Here is a 16,511-nt window from a genome sequence, read left to right as displayed (position 1 = left end):
CCGAGCCGAGCGCCGGACGCGACGAGGCCCCGCCACCGGTGGCGGCGGGGCCGGTCGAAGTAAGGGCGGGCGTCAGTTCGTGGCGCCCACCTCGATCGCCTCAGGCTGGGCCTGGGGCGACCCGACGTGGATCTGGACCTTGCGGGGCTTGGCCTGCTCGGCCACGGGTACCCGCACGGTCAGGACGCCGTGGTCGTAGTGAGCCTCGAGACGCTCCGGGTCGAGGGCGTCGCCGAGGAGGACCTGGCGGCTGAACGTGCCCTGGGTCCGCTCGCGGGCGAAGACGTGGTCGCCGTCCTCAGGTGCCCAGTGCCGCTCGGCTCGTACCGTCAGCACGTTGCGCTCGACGTCGACGTCGATCGTGTCGGGCGCCACGCCCGGCAGGTCGAACCGCAGCTCGACCTGGTCACCCCGACGCACGGCGTCCATGGGCATCCAGGGGCTGCGGGTGTAGCGATCAAACTCCCGGAAGGGGTCGTACCACACAGCTCTGCACCTCCATGCTCTGATGAGGCCCCGCTCGGGGCCTCCGATCCTTGCCAACGGGGCCGCCGGGGCGGCTATTCCGGCTCCCACTGAGAAAACCTCAGTGTCGCGTTGTCAACTTCTGCGGCAGACCGGCGCTCGTCCGGGCCGAGGCCGCCGGCGGCCCCCGGTCGAGGACGGCGCCACCCAGGGCGGCGAGGAAGAGCGCGAACAGCGCCGCGCCCGCCGCGGCGATGAACGCGACCGAGCCGACGTAGGCCGCCCCGACCGGCAGGGTCTGGAGGTTGCGGTCGGAGAGGGACTCCACCGTGCGGGCGACGGCCACGCCGAGAGCGCCGAGGAGGGCGGCCGCCAGCGCCAGCAGCGCCACCGCGTAGCGGCTTCGTCGGGCGGCGCGGCGGTCGACGGGCGTCGCGGCGGCGCTCCGGGCTCGGGCCACGAGGGCGGCGCCGACGGCGCCCGCCCAGGCCACGGTGATGAGGAACCCCCCGACCACGTCGCTGGGTCGGTGCCAGCCGGCGGTGACCGTCGCCACCCCGACCGCGCTGGCGTAGACGGCGCCGGCGATGGCCGCCGGCGGCCGCCAGCGGGCCGGGAGCACCAGCACGAGCCCCAGCGCCAGGGACGCCGCCACGGTCGTGTGGCCGCTCGGGTAGCTCGGGATCGGCAGGCGGTCGGGGCCGGTGAGCTCGGGCCGCGACAGCACGTGCTTCAGGCCCTCGGCGCTGCCGACGCCACCGACGATGAGGACGGCGGCGGCCGCGGCCAGGCGGAGCCGCGCCCGGGCCACGGCCAGGAGGACGATGGCCCCGCCGACGAGCGCGAGCGACGACACGTCGATGCTGCGCAGCAGTCGGCTCGCGGCGTGCTGCACCCGCGGGTTCAGCGAGCGCCCGAGGAGGGCGTCGTCGTCGAGGTGCTGGCCGAGCCCGGTCCGCACCGCCAGCAGGTACAGCGCGGCCAGCCCGACCAGGCACACGCCGCTCGTGACGAGGAGCGCGACCCGGCGCCGCCGACGGTCGTCAGTGAGGGCGTCGATCGACCCAGTCTGGCGACCGGCGCCGACGCCGCCGCGGTCAGGGACCGCTACTCCTCCACCAGCTCGATGAGCGTCCCGAACGCCGACTTCGGGTGCAGGAAGGCGACGGTCGTCCCGCGACTCCCGGGGCGCGGCACCTCGTCGATGACCCGGTGGCCCTCGGCTTTCACCCGGGCGAGCGCGGCGGCGCAGTCGGCGACCCGGTACCCAACGTGGTGCAGCCCCTCGCCCCGGGTGGCGAGCGACTTCGCGACCGGCGAGTCGTCGCGCACCGGCGTCAAGAGCTGGATGTAGGAACCCGCCACCCGGAGGAGCGCCTCCTCGACGCCGTCGCGCTCCACGACCTCTCGGTGGGTGACCTCGGCGTCGAAGGTGTCGCGGTAGTACGCGATCGCGGCCTCGAGGTCGTGCACCGCGATCGCGACGTGATCGATCTCCGTGAGCACGCCCACGCCCTCACGCTACCGGGAACGTGACGGGCGATCGGCCCGGCATCGCCTGCCCGCCGACCGGCGATCAGGCGCCGTGGCGACGGAACAGCGTGATCTGGGGTAGGAGCTCCGCGCGCCGTTCCGGGTCGGTGACACCGAGGCCCTCCTCGGGAGCGAGCACGAGCACACCGAGCTTTCCCTCGTGGAGGTTGTGGTGGACCTCGTAGGCGGCGGCGCCGGTCTCGCCGAGGCTGAACACGCGTGACAGCGTGGGGTGGATCTTGCCGTCGCACACGAGCTGGTTGGCGGCCCACGCCTCGCGGTAGTTCGCGAAGTGCGAGCCCTTGATGGTCTTCAGGTTCATCCAGAGATAGCGATTGTCGTACTCGATCGTGTAGCCGCTCGTCGCCGCGCACGTGACGATGACGCCGCCGCGCTTGGCGACGAACACCGAGGCCCCCATCGTCTGCCGGCCGGGGTGCTCGAAGACGATGTCGGGGTCGGTGCCGGCGAGCTCGCGGATCTTCTTGCCGAGCCGGCGCCACTCGCCCGGGTCCTGAGTGTGCTCGTCGCGCCAGAACCGGTAGTCCTCGGCCCTGCGGTCGATGACCGCGTGCACGCCGAGCTCGCGGAGCAACGCCACCTTGTCCGGCGAGGAGACCACGCCGACCGGGTTCCCGCCGCCGTTCAGCACGTACTGGCACGCGTAGGCGCCGATCCCGCCGGTCGCCCCCCACACGAGGACGGTCTGGCCCTGGGTCATCTGGGCCCCGTGGGGGCTCACGATCATCCGGTAGCTCGTCGAGTTGCAGAGGGCGTTGACCGCGGCCTCCTCCCAGGTGAGGTGGGCCGGCTTCGGCATGAGCTGGTTGGCCCGGACGAGCGACAGCTCGGCGAGGCCCCCGTAGTTGGACTCGAAGCCCCAGATCCGCTGATTCGTCGCCAGCATGGCGTCGTCGTGGGAGGACGGGTCCTGGTCGTCCACGTAGTTGCAGTGCACGGTCACGGCGTCGCCGGGACGCCAGCGGCGCACGGCCGAACCCACCCGGACCACCACGCCCGCGGCATCGCTCCCGAGGACGTGGAAGGCCTGGTCGTGGCGCGCGCCCCAGACGCTCTCCTTGCCGAGTCGAGCCAGGAACTGGAACGTCGGCAGCGGCTCGAAGATGGCCGTCCACACGGTGTTGAAGTTGATGGACGACGCCATCACGGCGACGTAGGCCTCGTCCGGCGCCAGCTCCGGGAGCGGGACGTCGTCGACGTGGACCGACTTGCGCGGATCTTTCTCCTCCGACGGGATGCCGCCGAACATGTCCTGCTCGTCGGCCCGCACGACGGCGGCGCGGAAGCTCTCCGGCAGCGCCAGCGCCCCGAGCTCGTCGCCCGGCGCCCCCTCCAGGATCGCCGTGCGGATGGCGTCGATCGCGCTCATCGCCGGCTCGACGCCGCCGGCATGACGGCCGAGCGGCTCGCGCGCGTGCGCCGGCGACCGGGGCGACCGCGAGGGTCGGTCGTGTCCGCGACGGTCGTCCGGTACCTGCTCATCGGTCCCGAACCCTACGCGCGTCGGTCCGGCCGGAGCGATGGCGCCGACTCGGGGGTACCATCGTCCGCCGGCTCGAGAGGGCGACAGCTCAGGAAACCAGGAGGGCTCGATGCCAGGTTCCGTGATGGTCTCGTTCGCACGTACGCCGATCGGCAAGCTCTCGGGCGCGCTCGCATCGTGCTCGGCGATGGACCTCGGCGGCCGGGCCATCGGCGCCGCCCTCGAGCGGGGCGGGGTCGGTCCCGACCAGGTCGACTACGTGATCATGGGCCAGGTCCTGCAGGCCGGACAGGGCCAGATCACGGCCCGGCAGGCCGCCGCCCAGGCCGGCGTCCCGATGAGCGTGCCGGCCCTCACCGTCAACAAGGTCTGCCTGTCGGGGCTGAACGCCGTCTACCTCGCCGACCAGATGATCCAGGCCGGCGACGCCGAGATCGTGGTCGCCGGCGGCATGGAGTCGATGACGAACGCGCCCTACCTGCTACCGAAGGCCCGGGCCGGGTACCGGATGGGCAACGGCGAGCTCGTCGACGCCCTGATCCAGGACGGGCTGTGGTGCGCCTTCGACGCCGTCCACATGGGGGCCGGCACCGAGCGCTACACGGGCCAGTTCGGCGGCATCACCCGCGCCGCGCAGGACGAGCTGGCGGCGAGGAGCCACGAGCGAGCCGCGGTCGCCCAGAAGGAAGGCCGGTTCGCGGACGAGATCACACCCGTCGCGATCCCGCAGCGCAAGGGCGACCCCATCGTGGTCGAGACCGACGAGGGAGTTCGGCCCGAGACCACCGCCGAGTCCCTCGCCGCGCTGAAGCCGGCGTTCGCGCCGGACGGCAGCATCACCGCCGGGAACGCCTCCCAGATCTCCGACGGCGGGGCGGCGGTCATCGTGACGAGCCGCTCGAAGGCCGAGGAGCTCGGCCTCACTCCCGTGGCCGAGCTGGTCAGCTTCGGGATGGTCGCCGGCCCCGACACCTCGCTGCTCCGCCAGCCCTCGCGCGCGATCAAGCGCGCCCTCGAGCCGATCGACAAGACCGTGGCCGACCTCGACCTCGTCGAGATCAACGAGGCCTTCGCGGCCGTCGGGCTGGCCTCGATGAAGGACCTCGGTGTCACCGACGACATCGTGAACGTGAACGGTGGCGCCATCGCGCTCGGCCACCCCATCGGCATGTCGGGGACTCGGGTGCTGCTCACCCTCGTGAACGAGCTTCGACGCCGCGGCGGCGGCCTCGGCGCCGCCGCGCTGTGCGGCGGTGGCGGGCAGGGCGACGCCGCCATCGTGAAGGTGTCCTGACCGCTCGTCGAGGCGCGGCGCACGCGCGGAGTCCTGTCCGCGCGACCGGTCGCTACGCTGCCGACATGGTCGCGGTGCGGCTTCCCGAGCCGCTGTCCGGCTACACCCCGGTCGACCTCGGGGCCCTTCGAGGTTTCGGCGCCGGGATGCTCGCGGTGGCGGCAGTGCGTCCCGTCGTCCCCTTCGAGTTCGTTCCGCCGTGCCCGTTGCGCACCCTCACGGGAATCCCGTGCCCGCTGTGCGGCATGACCCGCGGCGTCACGGCCGCGGTCCACGGCGACCTGGCGCACGCGGCGTTCCTGAACCCGGGCAGCGTCGCCGTCGTCGCCGCCGCCGTGCTGCTCCTCCTGGCCTGGCGCACGAAGCGGATCCACGTCCCGGTGTGGCTGGTGGCGCTGATCCTGGGGCTGCTGTGGTCCTGGCAGCTCTTCAAGTACGCCACCGGCCGCCCGCTCTAGCTTCGTGGCGGAGCCGGCTCGACCCGTTCCGAAGTTCTCGATCGGCGACGCCGTCACGTACGGCTGGAACGCCTGCTGGCGCAACTTCGCGCCGGTCATGCTCGTGTCGCTCGTCGTGCTCGCCGGCGACGCGCTCACGGTGCTGCTGAGCGCCGCCAACAGCAGCCCGGCGATGAACTACGCCTTCAGCCTGTTCGGGGCCCTCGTGGAGGTGCTCCTCGTCTTCGGCTTGATCCGGGCCGCCCTCGAGGTCGTCGAGGGCCGCACCCCGTCGCTGGCCGAGGCGTTCCGCCCCGACGGCTACGGGCCGTTCCTCGTGGCGTCGGTCCTGTTCTTGCTCGGTCTCTACATCGGGTTGCTGCTGCTCGTCGTCCCCGGGCTGATCTTCGGCTTGGTGTTCCAGTTCTACGGCTTCGTCGTCGCCGAGCACCCCGACGCGCCGGCCACGGTGGCGCTGCGACGCTCGGCCCAGATCACCCGCGGGGCTCGCATCCGGCTGCTCGGCCTGTCCGTCGTGCTCCTGCTCCTGAACCTGGCCGGCTTCGTGGTCTGCGTCGTCGGCCTGGTCGTCACGTACGCGATCAGCGCCGTCGCCCTCGCCTACGTCTACCGCCTGCTGAGCGGCCAGCCCGTTGCCTCGCTCTGAGTCAGGCGTCAACCTCGCGCCGACCCTCGAGGGCCCGACCGAGCGTGACCTCGTCGGCGTACTCCAGGTCGCCGCCGACCGGGAGGCCGCTGGCCAGCCGGGTGACCGTCACCCCGACCGGCTTCAGGAGCCGGGCGAGGTACATGGCCGTCGCCTCGCCCTCGATGTTCGGGTTGGTGGCCAGGATCACCTCCTGGACCTCCTCGTCGCCGATGCGACGCACGAGCTCCTGCACCCGCAGCTGCTCGGGCCCGATGCCCTCGATCGGCGAGATGGCGCCCTGCAGGACGTGGTACCGGCCCCGGAACTCGTGGGTGCGCTCGACGGCCACGATGTCGCGAGGCTCCTCGACCACGCACAGGACCGTCGGGTCGCGTCGCTCGTCGCGGCAGAAGCGGCACAGCTCCCCCTGGGCGATGTTGAAGCACCGACGGCACCAGCTCACGCTCGCCTTCGCTTCGCTGATGGCCGCGGCCAGCCGGTTGGCGTCCTCCGGAGCCGCCTTCAGCAGGTAGTACGCGATCCGTTGCGCCGACTTCGGCCCCACCCCGGGGAGGCGGCCGAGCTCGTCGATGAGGGCCTGGACCGGCCCTTCGTAGACATCCATGGCGGGAACGGCCTCAGCCGAGCAGCCCGCCCAGCGACCCGGGGTCGAGGCCTGCGGTCATCGAGCCCATGCTGCGGGCTTGCAGCTCCTGGGCGGCGCGCATGGCCTCGGTGACGGCCGCGACGACGAGGTCCTCGAGCATCTCGACGTCCTCGGGGTCGACGACGTCGGGCGAGATCGCCACCGCGCGGAGCTCGCCGGTCCCGGTCACCGTGGCCTTCACGACGCCGCCACCAGCTGAACCCTCGACGGTCTCGGCCGCCAGCTCGGCCTGCGCGGTCGCCATGTCCTGCTGCATGCGCTGCATCTGACGCAGGAGGTTGGCCTGGGGGTTGGGTTGCGGCTTCTGCTTCGCCACGCACGCTCCCTCTACTGGCGTGGGACTTCGTCGACGACGGTAGCGCCGAACTCCTCGGTCAGCCGCGCCTCGGGTCGCCGCGGCGGTGCGTCGGTCGCGTCGGCGGCGTCGTGGAGCTCCGACGGGTCCGGCTCGGACGGCTCGGGGGACGGCGGGGCGGACTCGGGTCGAGCGCGGTCGGCGTCGCCGACGGCGCTGAAGTCGTCGGCGGCCACCAGGTTGAACTTCACGCTGCGGCCGAACCGGTCGGCGAGCGCGGCCCGGATGGTGTCGGCCTCCTTCTTGAAGCGCGGGCGCGCCGCCTCGAGCAGACCGGGGGCGACGCCGAACACGACCACGTCGCCGTCGACGCGCAGCGGCTGGGCGGCCTGCACCGCCGCCCGCGTCGCGGGTGAGAAGCCGGGGAGCAGCTCGCCCCAAGCGACGATCACGTCGTCGAGGTCGAGGTCCGGCCCGTCGGCCACCGACGGCCGCCGCTCCACCGGCGGGCTGGCCGCCGGGACCGGGGCCGGTCGCGGTTCGGCGCCGCCGGCGCGCACGGCGCCGATGGTCCGGCCCGGCGCCCGGTGCTCGGGGCCGGGCGTCGGCGGGGCCGCGGCCGCTGGCGGCCCGAGCGATCGTTCGAGGCGCTCGATCCGCTCCACCACCGTCTGCAGCGGCGGCCCGGCGTCCCGGCGGCTGAGGCGCACCAGCGCCACCTCGAGCACGAGCCGGGGGTCGGCGGCGTCGACCCCCCGCATGTCGACGACGGCCTGGCCCAGCGTCTCGACGACGCGGACCAGCGCCGCGTTGCCGAGCCGCTCACCGAGCTGAGCCAGCTGGGCCTGGTCGGCCGCCGGCGCGCTCACTCGCACCTTCCCGGCGCCGGCCGTGAGCAGGAAGGTGTCGCGGGCGGCGACGAGGAGGTCCTCGGCGACCCGTCGGGGCTCGTGGCCGGCGTCGAGGAGCTCGTCGAGGGCCACGAGGGCACGGGCGGCGTCTTCGTCGGCGATCGCCTCGAGCACGCCGACGCGACGCGAGAACGCGGTCGAGCCGAACAGGCTGGCGACCCGCTCGGCGTCGAGGCGGCCGTCGGCACCCGCGATCGCCTGGTCGAGCAGCGATTCGGCGTCGCGCGCCGAGCCGCCGGCGGCGGTGGCGATGGTCTCGAGCGCCTCGGGGTCGAAGTCGATCCCCTCGCGCCCGAGCAGGTCGGCGAGGCGGCGGACGAGGTCCTCGGGGCTGAGCAGCGTGAACTGGAGGTGCTGGGTCCGCGACCGGATCGTCGGCAGCACCTCCTCCGGGTTCGTGGTCGCCAGGACGAACACCACGTGCTCGGGCGGCTCCTCGATGCTCTTGAGCAGGGTGTTCGCCGACTCCTTGGTGAGCATGTGCACCTCGTCGAGGATGTACACGGTGCGGCGCCCGCCGAAGCCCTTGTGCGCGAGCTGCTCACGGAGGTCGCGGGCGTCGTCGACCTTGCGCTTCGAGGCGGCGTCGATCTCGAACAGGTCGAGGAAGGTGCCGGCGGCGATGGCCCGGCAGTTCTCGCACCGGCCGCACGGCTCCCCGTCGGCGCCGAGGTTCGTGCAGTTCAGGGCCTTGGCCAGGATGCGGGCGGTGGTGGTCTTGCCCGTGCCCCGCGGCCCGGAGAACAGGTAGGCGTGGCCGACCCTTCCCTCGCGCACGGCGTTGCGGAGGCCCTGGGTGACGTGCTCCTGGCCGACCAGCTCCCCGAACCGCTGCGGCCGGTACTTTCGGTAGAGCGCCTGGTAGGCCACGGACGGACTGTATCGACGGCCGGCGCTCGGCCCGTCGCCGGCGCGTCGATGCGAGGGTGCGGACCGTGCACCCGCCGTCGACCTGGCCGCCGCCCTCGCGGTGCCCGCCGCCGGCTCCGGCCAGGCTTGCCTGCGGCACCCGGGACGGTCCGCTGAGAGCTGCTTCCTTCCGGACCTGACTCGGTTCGCGGGGTCTCGTCGCGCAGGACCCGACCCTCGACGCCGGTCGAGCGGGTCCGATCGAACGGCGGATCGGGCCTCGGGCGGGGCTTCAGCCCCCCGTGCGTGGATTGGGGGTACAGGGCACCACGAGCTCCCCGCCTAGCACGGTCCGCGGGGCGAGGTTAGCGCCGGTGCCTACGATGCCGTCCTCCAGGAGGGATGCGAGAGCGGACGAATCGGCACGCCTGGAGAGCGTGTGTGGGGCAACTCACCGTGGGTTCGAATCCCACTCCCTCCGCCCCGGCGGTACTGGCCGCGCGACCGAGGGTCCCGCGCGCCCACTCGGTGCCGCTCCGGCGAGGCCCGATCGGCGCGGATGGGGGCAGTCGTCCGAGGCGCGCCGGCGATACTGGCCCGATGGCGCCCATGACCCCGGAGCAGGTCCGATCCTTCCTCGGCGCCGGGACCCGCACCGCCGAGCTCGCCACCGTCCGGGCCGACGGGCGCCCGCACGTCGTGCCGGTCTGGTTCGTGCTCGACGGCGACGACGCGGTGTTCACGACGGGTGCAGAATCGGTGAAGGGCCGCGCGCTGCGCCGTGACCCTCGGGTCGCCCTCTGCGTCGACGACGAACGCCCTCCGTACGCGTTCGTGACCGTGACCGGCGAAGCGTCGCTCAGCACCGACCTCGATGAGCTGCTGCGCTTCGCCACCAAGATCGGGGGTCGGTACATGGGGGCGGACCAGGCGCAGGAGTTCGGCCGGCGGAACGCGGTCCCGGACGAGCTCCTCGCGCGGGTGACCGGCGCGACCGTGGTCGCCAACACCGACGTCGCGGCCTGAGGTGCGACCCCAGCGGCTCGAAGCACTGATGGGGCAGGCGCTGCTCCAGGCCCGCGCGGCAGCCGAGCACGGCGACGTGCCCATCGGCGCCGTCGTCGCCGGCTCCGCCGACGGCGTGGTGATCGCCGAGCGTCACAACGAGCGCCAGCTCCGCGACGACCCCACCGCGCACGCGGAGATCCTGGCCCTGCGCGACGCCGCCGCGGTCGTGGGATCGCGGCGGCTCGCGGGCTGCGTGCTCGTCGTCACGCTGGAGCCGTGTCCCATGTGCGCCGGCGCCGCCGTCGCCGCCCAGGTCGACGCAGTCGCGTTCGGCGCCGCCGACCCGAAGGCGGGCGCGCTCGGGAGCCTCTACCAGCTCGGCGCGGATCCGCGCCTGAACCACGAGTTCGAAGTCGTGGACGGAGTGCGGGCCGCCGAGTGCAGCGCAGTCCTCCACGAGTTCTTCGCGTTGCGACGCTGAGCCGAGCACCGTCCAGTCGGCGAATGGCACGGCCGTAGACTCGTCGACGGAGGGATGCCGGAGCGGCCGAACGGGGCGGTCTCGAAAACCGTTGTGTCCAGCAATGGGCACCGTGGGTTCAAATCCCACTCCCTCCGCCACTCCCTCCGCAAGGCACCCCGGCTCCGAGTCGCTGGGTGCCGGCCTGCGCCGAGTCTGCGACGACTCTTCATGAGGCCCTGCGTCGCGAGGCTCGTCGCATCGGTGCGTCGGCTCCGAAGGTCAAGCGGCCCGCCCGGCGGGTGCGCCCGACACCACCGCCCGGCACATGGAGTGACGGGACCCGTAATCAGTGGATGCACCCGACGTCAAACGGTGGACCTGACGCGGTCGACTGGTTTCCCGCGCCGTCGGTGGCCGTCACGGTCCAGGTCGCGGTCGCAAAGGGCGGCGGGAAGGAAGTGGCCGCGACCGTCCTCGAGTAGCGGTCGCCACCGCTCGGGGTCATCGGGCCGGCGTCCGCGACCTGGGACCCGTTGTTGTAGCGGACCTCGACCACGACGGAGGCGAGCCGGGAGTCGTCGAACGCAGTGGCGCCGAGCACCTCGGTTCCGCTCGGCTGGTCGATGCAGCTCGACTGGATGGTGAGGTTCGTGAGCGTCGGCGGCGTGGTGTCCCTCGGCGGGGGTGGAGGTGGCGGCGACGGACCGCTCCCTCCGCCTCGCCCTGGGGGCGCCGCAGTGGCCACCGTGGTGGAGGTGGCAGCATCGCTCGCAGCCGGCATCGACGTCGTGGTCGCCCTGGGGGCCGCGGTCGACTGGGTGGTGCCGCGGTCGGCTCGGATCGTGACCGGAGCGCCGGATCCACCTCCGGCCAGCAGGCCTCCCGCGGCGAGGGCGCCCACCAAGATCGCGGCGGCCGCGGCCGCGACGACGGTGCGAGGGCGCGGCCGGCGGGACAGCGGCGGGGGAAAGCCGCCTCGACCGCGAGGTCGACGCCACGAGCGCACGGACCCGCCGCCGCCCCGGTTCATGCGCTCGAGCGTGAGCGCACGCAGCGCCAGAGGGGCGGGGACGAGCGGAGCCGCGGCCAGGAGCGCGAGGGGGCTCGCCAAGCTGCGTCGCTGCTCCGAGCAGGTCTCGCAGTCCTCGACGTGCCGAGCGACGCGCTTGCGCCAGAGCGGCGAGAACGTGCCGTCCCACCCCGCGAGCACCTGCTGGAGTTCCTCGCAGTCGCGGCGGCCCAGCCGAGCCACGAGGAGGGCGCCGATCGAGCGCTCGACCTGATCGCGGAGACGGGTCATCAGCACGTACGCGTGCGACGGGGTCGTGCCCAGCGCCTCGGCGAGCTCTTTGCCGTCGAGACCCTGGCGAACGTGCAGATCCAGCAGCACCCGGTCGCGTTCGGCCAGCCCCGCGGCCGCCTGCCACACCACCGTCGCTGCGTCGCCGCCGATCACGGCGTCCTCCGGATCTGGGCCTTCGGAACGCTCGTCCGCGCCCGCGTCCTCGGTTGGGAGGACGCGGTTCTGCGCCGTCGCGCGGTGCAGGGCCTCGCGCCGCGCGATCGCGAACAGCCAGGGCCGCAGCGCCCCAAGGTCACGAAGGCGATCGAGATGACGAGCGGCGAGCACGAACGTGTCCTGCATCGCGTCGCCCGCCTCATGGCGATCGCGGAGGACCGAATAGCAGAAGTCGTGCAACCGATCGGCATACCGGTCGTAGATCGCCGCGAAGGCGTCCTGGTCACCGGCGCGAGCGGCAGCCGCGAGCTCGGCGTCGCTGCGCACGCCGTGAATCGTAGGGGGCTCCGGACGCGCCCATGGCGATTCCGTCCACACGAGTGAGAGTCGGGCGCGGCACGCGACCTTGCAAGAAATCCGTCCGATCTGCGGCACCACGAGCGTTCCATCGGGCGGGGCCGCAACGCCGAGCGTGGCGAGCCCACGCCATCAGTCAGCGGCCGAGCCGCCGAGCTGACCAGATCGGGACTCGAAAACTGTAAGGGATCACCACCGACGGGCCTCTGATCCATGAACCAACCAGGAGGTCGTCATGTCCCACTTCCACACCCGTCAGCCGGTCACGGGCTCGGTTCCCGATCCGAGGCCTCGTCCCTTCCAGCGCTTCGCCACTCGGTCGCTCGTCGCCATCGGGGCGCTGAGCGTGCTGGCCGCCTGCGCGACCTCGCCACAGGCGAGTCATCCCGCGAGCCGGCGGCGCACGACGGCGGCGCCGGGGGCGGTCACACCCAGCAACGCCACGCCCGGACCGGCGACGCCGGTCACGGCGCCGACGCCGCCGTGTGGCGGGGCCGCCACCATCCCTGCGGCCGTGAAGGCCAGCCCCGTCGCCGGGCTGAACGTCACCGCCGACGAGTACAACGTCGCGAACATCACGATCGCGGCCTCGGACCCGTCGTGGGCCAGCTTCTTCGACGGACCGGTACCGGCTTTCTACAACGACTTCCAAGGCGGACATGGCCTCGTGCACTGCGACGCCGGCCAGTGGACGGTCACGGACGCCGGGACTGCGATGGTGGGCTGTCCGGGCAGTGCAGGTCTGACGCCGTCGGCGGCCGTCCTCGCCGAGGTCGGCTTCGGCTGTCCGTAAGCGCGTGGACGAGCCGAGCCGGGTGCAGCGCCGGGCACGGCTCAGGACCGCCCGCCGGCCGACGATGGACCCGGAGCCCGCGCTCCGGGTCCATCGGCGTCCACCCGACTCGGCCGCGATCGTCCTGCTGGGACCGCCCGCCGGCCGGTCGTTGCGCGTTGGGGATTGTGCACGAGGTGTCGCGGCTCGGGCTCGGCGGCGGCGCCGGTCCCGTCCGCCGTCCGAGCGCTACTCGTGCCGGAGCGCCGCCGCCACCTCCTGGGGGTCGCGCTGACGCGTGGCCCCGCCCTCCAGCACGACCGAGCGCAGCTCGGCGGTGCACGGGAACGGCGGCGTGTAGTCCTCCGAGACGGGCAAGCCTCGGTCCCGTCCGACCAGCAGGCCGGCGCCGCCGATCTGCCACCGGAACGGCAGAGGGTCCGCCAACGAGCCGTCGGCAACGACGACCCCGTCGACCGCGACGGTGACCGCGCCACCCGGGTCGGCGCCCCGCGCGTACTCGACGCCGAGCACACGGCGGCCCGCTTGGATCGGGTCGCGGGCGGCGATCCGGTACGGCGCGCCCAGGAGGCTGAACGCGACGATCGGTCGTCCGGCGATCAGGTAGCAGGCCCAGCCGTTGTTCCAGTCCCCGAGCGCGCACACCACGCCCTCGGCGCCGTCGGCGGGGACGTCCAGCTCCACGTCGAGTCGGAAGCCGCCGAGCAGCGTCGGGAGCGCGTCCTCGTTCACCGGGCCGCCGCCGGGATGGAGCACGGCGCGCCGCCGCCGGCCGTACGGGGGCGGCTCGAGGGCGGAGACGCGAAAGATCATGCTGTCCTCGAGCGGCAGGACCTGGTTGCGTCCCGCCTCGCTCCACCACCGCTCGACGAGCGCTTGCACGAGCTCGGGGTGCTCGTCACCGCGGTCGTGGGCTTCGGAGAAGTCTTCGTCGAGGTGGAAGAGCAGCCAGCGGTCGCGGTCGAAGTCGCGGCTGCCCTCGAGCCGCTCGGTCTCCACCCGCAGCTGGTTGCCCAGGTGGTCGGTCGTGGCCTTCCACCCGTCGTGGTAGATGGCCCGGGAGCCGATCATCTCGAAGTACTGGGTCTGGCGCGGGCTCTCAGCCGCGGCGTCGGCGAACGTGGCGAGGAGGCTGGCGCCGTCGATGGGCTGCTGGGTGCGCCCGTCGACGACGTCCGGCGCTGAGAGGCCGGCCGCCTCGAGCACGGTCGGCAGGAGGTCGACGGCGTGGCTGAACTGCGGGCGCACCGCGCCGGGGTCGGGGATCCGGCCCGGCCAGCGCGCCAGCAGCGGGGTCCGCACCCCGCCGAGCCACGTGTACCGCTTCCACAGCCGCAGGGGCGTGTTGCCAGCCCAGGCCCAGCCCCACGGGTAGTGGTTGTACGCGCGTGGTCCGCCGAGGTCGTCGAGCCGGGCCAGGGTGTCGGCGGGGTCGTCGAGGCGGTCGTGCGTGAACCGATGCTCGTTCAGGGACCCGAAGGGACCACCCTCGGCGCTGGCGCCGTTGTCGGAGAGGAGCAGCACGAGGGTGTCGTCGAGCACGCCGAGCTGCTCGAGGAAGGCGAACAGCCGGCCGAGCTGCTCGTCGGTGTGGGTGAGGAACCCGGCGAACACCTCCATCAGGCGGGCGAACAGGCGGCGCTCGTCCGCCGACAGGTCCCCCCACGCGTCGACCCAGGGCGGGCGGTCCGTGAGCGTGGTCCCCGGCGGGACGACGCCACCCGCCAGCTGACGCTCGAAGAGCTGGGTCCGCCAGGCGTCCCAGCCGGCGTCGAAGCGCCCGGCGTAGCGCTCGATGTGCTCCCGCGGCGCGTGGTGCGGCGCGTGCATGGCCCCGGTCGCGAAGTACAGGAAGAAGGGCTTCGCCGGCGTCGCCTGCTGCTGGTCCTGGACCATCCGGACGGCCTGATCGACGAGGTCCTCGGTGAGGTGGTAGCCGTCCCCCGGCGACCGGGGCGGCTCGACGAAGCCGTTGTCGCGCACGAGCTCGGGCGCCCACTGGTTGGTGTCGCCGGCGAGGAACCCGTAGTAGCGCTCGAAGCCGAGGCCGAGCGGCCAGCGACTGAACGGGCCCGACGCGCTCTGCTCCCAACGCGGGGCGAGGTGCCACTTCCCCACGGCCAGGGTGCTGTACCCGGCGTCGCGCAACATCCGCGGCAGCGTCGCCGCCGACGGCGGGATCCGCCCGTCGTAGCCGGGGAACCCCGTCGGCACGTCGGTCAGGAAGCCCATGCCGACGGCGTGGTGGTTCCGGCCCGTGAGCAGGCAGGCGCGCGTCGGGGAGCAGAGCGACGTCACGTGGAAGCGGTTGTACCGCAGCCCCTCGGCGCCCAGCCGGTCGATGGCGGGGGTGGCGATGTCGGACCCGAAGCAGCCGAGCTGCCCGAAGCCGAGGTCGTCGAGCACCACGAGCACGACGTGGGGCGCGCCCGCGGGCGGCCGGGCGACCGATGGGAAGGCCGGCACCGACTCTGCGATGGTCCGCCCGATGGTCGCTCGTCCCGTCATCGGGTCCTCCCACGCACCGGCCCGGGCCCGGCACGCTAGAGCCCCCGCCGGCGGCGCGCGGGGCTCAGCCCGTCGGCGCCAGCCCGAGGTTGGCGGCGATCTCGCGGGTCGCCGGGGAGCGGTTGAGCGTGTAAAAGTGCAAGCCCGGCGCGCCGCCCTCGAGCAGCGACGCGCAGAGGCGGGTCGCCTCGTCGATCCCCACCTGCCGGACCGCCTTCGGGTCGTCGCCGACGGCGTGGAGGCGCTCGGCGAGCCAGTCCGGGAACGCCGAGCCCTGCAGTTCGGCCATGCGCTTGATACCGGCGAGGCTTAGCACGGGCATGATCCCCGGGATGACGGGGCGCTCGACGCCCCGAGCCCGCATCGCGTCGACGAGCTCGAAGTAATGGCGCGGCTCGAAGAAGAACTGGGTGATCCCGAAGTCGGCCTCGGCGAGCTTCTCGGCGGTGAACCGTCGGTCGCTCTCGATCGTCGGCGAGCGCGGGTGCGGCTCCGGGTGCACAGCGACCCCGATCGAGAAGTCGCCGAGACCACGCGCCAGTCGCACGAGCTCGATGGCGTGCTCGAGCTCGCCCGGCGGAAGCTCGAGCTCCTTCGGCGGGTCCCCACCGAGGGCGAGGATGTTCTCGACCCGCGCGTCCCCGTACCGGGTGACCACGTCGGTGAGCTCGGCGCGGGTGTGGGCGGCGCACGTGAGGTGGGCCATCGCGGTCATCGACGTGTCGCGGTTGATGCGCACCACGAGATCATGCGTCCGGTCTCGGGTCGACCCCCCGGCCCCGTACGTCACGGACACGTACGAGGGCCGGAGCGGCTCCAGCTCCACGAGGGTCTGCTCGAGCTGGGCCTCGGCCTCCGGCGTGCGCGGCGGGAAGAACTCGAACGACAGCGTCCGGCCGGCCGCAAGGATGTCGTTGATCTTGGCCACCAACCGACCTGCCCGTGCCGTGGAGGACTCCGAAGCGTAGGCCACCGTCCCACGAGGACGCCGGCCGTTCTGTCGGCGTGGGCCGGCGGTTGGGGTCGTGCCAGACTGCTCGGGTGCCGCCCGAGAAGCTGCAGTGGAAGGAACTCTACGAGGAGGTGGTCACGAGCGGGCTGTGCACCGGCTGCGCCGGCTGCGTCATCGTCTGCCCCCACGACGTGCTCGGCTACCGCGACGACGCTGGGGTCTACAAGCCCTTCCAGACCGAAGACGGGTTCGGGCCCGACGACTGCTCGCACGGCCAGAAGGGCTGCACCAGCTGCACCCGGGCCTGCCCCCGCTTCCGGGCCTGGGAGCCCGAGATCGACGAGTTCTTGTTCGGGCGCGTCCGGGC

At 73.1% G+C, this 16,511-nt stretch carries 17 protein-coding genes, 2 tRNA genes and 1 other RNA gene; 9 read left to right on the top strand and 11 right to left on the bottom strand.

Annotated features, from left to right (window positions below; genetic code table 11):
• Positions 1-72 precede the first annotated feature (72 nt).
• From VG869_01940 to ccrA, 4 genes are all read right to left on the bottom strand, one after another.
• Positions 73-486: an Hsp20/alpha crystallin family protein gene (locus VG869_01940; protein HEV3449939.1), complete on the bottom strand. Its 414-nt coding sequence runs from the start codon at positions 484-486 to the stop codon at positions 73-75.
• A 100-nt stretch (positions 487-586) separates the two neighbouring features.
• Positions 587-1,465, bottom strand: a complete 879-nt coding sequence (locus tag VG869_01935; protein ID HEV3449938.1) for a phosphatase PAP2 family protein — start codon at positions 1,463-1,465, stop codon at positions 587-589.
• Positions 1,466-1,572: 107 nt separating this feature from the next.
• Positions 1,573-1,971, bottom strand: coding sequence for a methylmalonyl-CoA epimerase (gene mce / locus VG869_01930; protein ID HEV3449937.1), 399 nt, complete (start codon positions 1,969-1,971; stop codon positions 1,573-1,575).
• Positions 1,972-2,041: 70 nt separating this feature from the next.
• Entirely contained in the window at positions 2,042-3,388 is a 1,347-nt protein-coding gene (gene ccrA, locus VG869_01925; GenBank protein ID HEV3449936.1) for a crotonyl-CoA carboxylase/reductase, read from the bottom strand.
• A 223-nt stretch (positions 3,389-3,611) separates the two neighbouring features.
• Here ccrA and VG869_01920 point away from each other — a divergent pair, with 223 nt between their 5' ends.
• The 3 genes from VG869_01920 to VG869_01910 all read left to right on the top strand — a co-directional run bounded on the left by VG869_01920 (position 3,612) and on the right by VG869_01910 (position 5,900).
• On the top strand, positions 3,612-4,796 hold the full coding sequence (locus tag VG869_01920; GenBank protein HEV3449935.1) for an acetyl-CoA C-acetyltransferase: 1,185 nt from the start codon (positions 3,612-3,614) through the stop codon (positions 4,794-4,796).
• Positions 4,797-4,861: 65 nt separating this feature from the next.
• Positions 4,862-5,254, top strand: coding sequence for a DUF2752 domain-containing protein (locus VG869_01915; protein HEV3449934.1), 393 nt, complete (start codon positions 4,862-4,864; stop codon positions 5,252-5,254).
• A gap of 4 nt (positions 5,255-5,258) precedes the next feature.
• Complete coding sequence (locus VG869_01910) at positions 5,259-5,900, top strand: hypothetical protein (protein ID HEV3449933.1); 642 nt, start codon at positions 5,259-5,261, stop codon at positions 5,898-5,900.
• Between the two features lies 1 nt (position 5,901).
• On the opposite strand, the gene recR is transcribed toward VG869_01910, so the two are convergent.
• The 4 genes from recR to ffs all read right to left on the bottom strand — a co-directional run bounded on the left by recR (position 5,902) and on the right by ffs (position 8,955).
• Positions 5,902-6,507, bottom strand: coding sequence for a recombination mediator RecR (gene recR, locus VG869_01905; protein ID HEV3449932.1), 606 nt, complete (start codon positions 6,505-6,507; stop codon positions 5,902-5,904).
• 13 nt (positions 6,508-6,520) lie between these two features.
• Positions 6,521-6,865, bottom strand: a complete 345-nt coding sequence (locus VG869_01900) for a YbaB/EbfC family nucleoid-associated protein (protein ID HEV3449931.1) — start codon at positions 6,863-6,865, stop codon at positions 6,521-6,523.
• Between the two features lie 11 nt (positions 6,866-6,876).
• A complete protein-coding gene (gene dnaX, locus VG869_01895) occupies positions 6,877-8,625 on the bottom strand; it encodes a DNA polymerase III subunit gamma/tau (GenBank protein ID HEV3449930.1) in 1,749 nt (582 codons plus the stop codon).
• 63 nt (positions 8,626-8,688) lie between these two features.
• Positions 8,689-8,955: signal recognition particle sRNA large type (gene ffs, locus VG869_01890), an RNA gene on the bottom strand.
• A gap of 45 nt (positions 8,956-9,000) precedes the next feature.
• Here ffs and VG869_01885 point away from each other — a divergent pair.
• From VG869_01885 to VG869_01870, 4 genes are all read left to right on the top strand, one after another.
• A tRNA-Ser gene (locus tag VG869_01885) sits at positions 9,001-9,085 on the top strand.
• Between the two features lie 119 nt (positions 9,086-9,204).
• Positions 9,205-9,630 carry a PPOX class F420-dependent oxidoreductase gene (locus VG869_01880; protein ID HEV3449929.1) on the top strand — a complete coding sequence of 142 codons (426 nt, stop codon included), beginning with the start codon at positions 9,205-9,207 and terminating at the stop codon, positions 9,628-9,630.
• Between the two features lies 1 nt (position 9,631).
• Positions 9,632-10,093, top strand: a complete 462-nt coding sequence (locus VG869_01875; protein ID HEV3449928.1) for a nucleoside deaminase — start codon at positions 9,632-9,634, stop codon at positions 10,091-10,093.
• 48 nt (positions 10,094-10,141) lie between these two features.
• Positions 10,142-10,233 (top strand) — tRNA-Ser (locus tag VG869_01870).
• 188 nt (positions 10,234-10,421) lie between these two features.
• On the opposite strand, the gene VG869_01865 is transcribed toward VG869_01870, so the two are convergent.
• A complete protein-coding gene (locus VG869_01865; GenBank protein ID HEV3449927.1) occupies positions 10,422-11,861 on the bottom strand; it encodes a sigma-70 family RNA polymerase sigma factor in 1,440 nt (479 codons plus the stop codon).
• 265 nt (positions 11,862-12,126) lie between these two features.
• On the opposite strand from VG869_01865, the gene VG869_01860 reads away from it, so the two are divergent.
• A complete protein-coding gene (locus tag VG869_01860; protein ID HEV3449926.1) occupies positions 12,127-12,684 on the top strand; it encodes a hypothetical protein in 558 nt (185 codons plus the stop codon).
• Positions 12,685-12,912: 228 nt separating this feature from the next.
• Here VG869_01860 and VG869_01855 read toward each other — a convergent pair whose 3' ends face one another.
• Complete coding sequence (locus VG869_01855) at positions 12,913-15,150, bottom strand: arylsulfatase (protein HEV3449925.1); 2,238 nt, start codon at positions 15,148-15,150, stop codon at positions 12,913-12,915.
• Positions 15,151-15,256: 106 nt separating this feature from the next.
• Entirely contained in the window at positions 15,257-16,120 is an 864-nt protein-coding gene (locus VG869_01850) for a methylenetetrahydrofolate reductase (protein HEV3449924.1), read from the bottom strand.
• A gap of 113 nt (positions 16,121-16,233) precedes the next feature.
• Between VG869_01850 and VG869_01845 the strand changes: the two genes are divergently transcribed.
• Positions 16,234-16,511: 4Fe-4S dicluster domain-containing protein (locus VG869_01845; GenBank protein HEV3449923.1), on the top strand; the 278-nt coding region annotated here is incomplete at its 3' end.

This window comes from Acidimicrobiia bacterium (assembly GCA_035948415.1).
Lineage (GTDB): Bacteria > Actinomycetota > Acidimicrobiia > IMCC26256 > PALSA-555 > PALSA-555.
This window is presented reverse-complemented; position numbering and strand designations above follow the sequence as displayed.

Coding starts and splice junctions, on each gene's coding strand:
- ccrA (HEV3449936.1), bottom strand. CDS start 3,388: ATGAGCGCGATCGACGCCATCCGCACGGCGATCCTGGAGGGGGCGCCG.
- VG869_01920 (HEV3449935.1), top strand. CDS start 3,612: ATGCCAGGTTCCGTGATGGTCTCGTTCGCACGTACGCCGATCGGCAAG.
- VG869_01915 (HEV3449934.1), top strand. CDS start 4,862: ATGGTCGCGGTGCGGCTTCCCGAGCCGCTGTCCGGCTACACCCCGGTC.
- recR (HEV3449932.1), bottom strand. CDS start 6,507: ATGGATGTCTACGAAGGGCCGGTCCAGGCCCTCATCGACGAGCTCGGC.
- VG869_01880 (HEV3449929.1), top strand. CDS start 9,205: ATGGCGCCCATGACCCCGGAGCAGGTCCGATCCTTCCTCGGCGCCGGG.
- VG869_01860 (HEV3449926.1), top strand. CDS start 12,127: ATGTCCCACTTCCACACCCGTCAGCCGGTCACGGGCTCGGTTCCCGAT.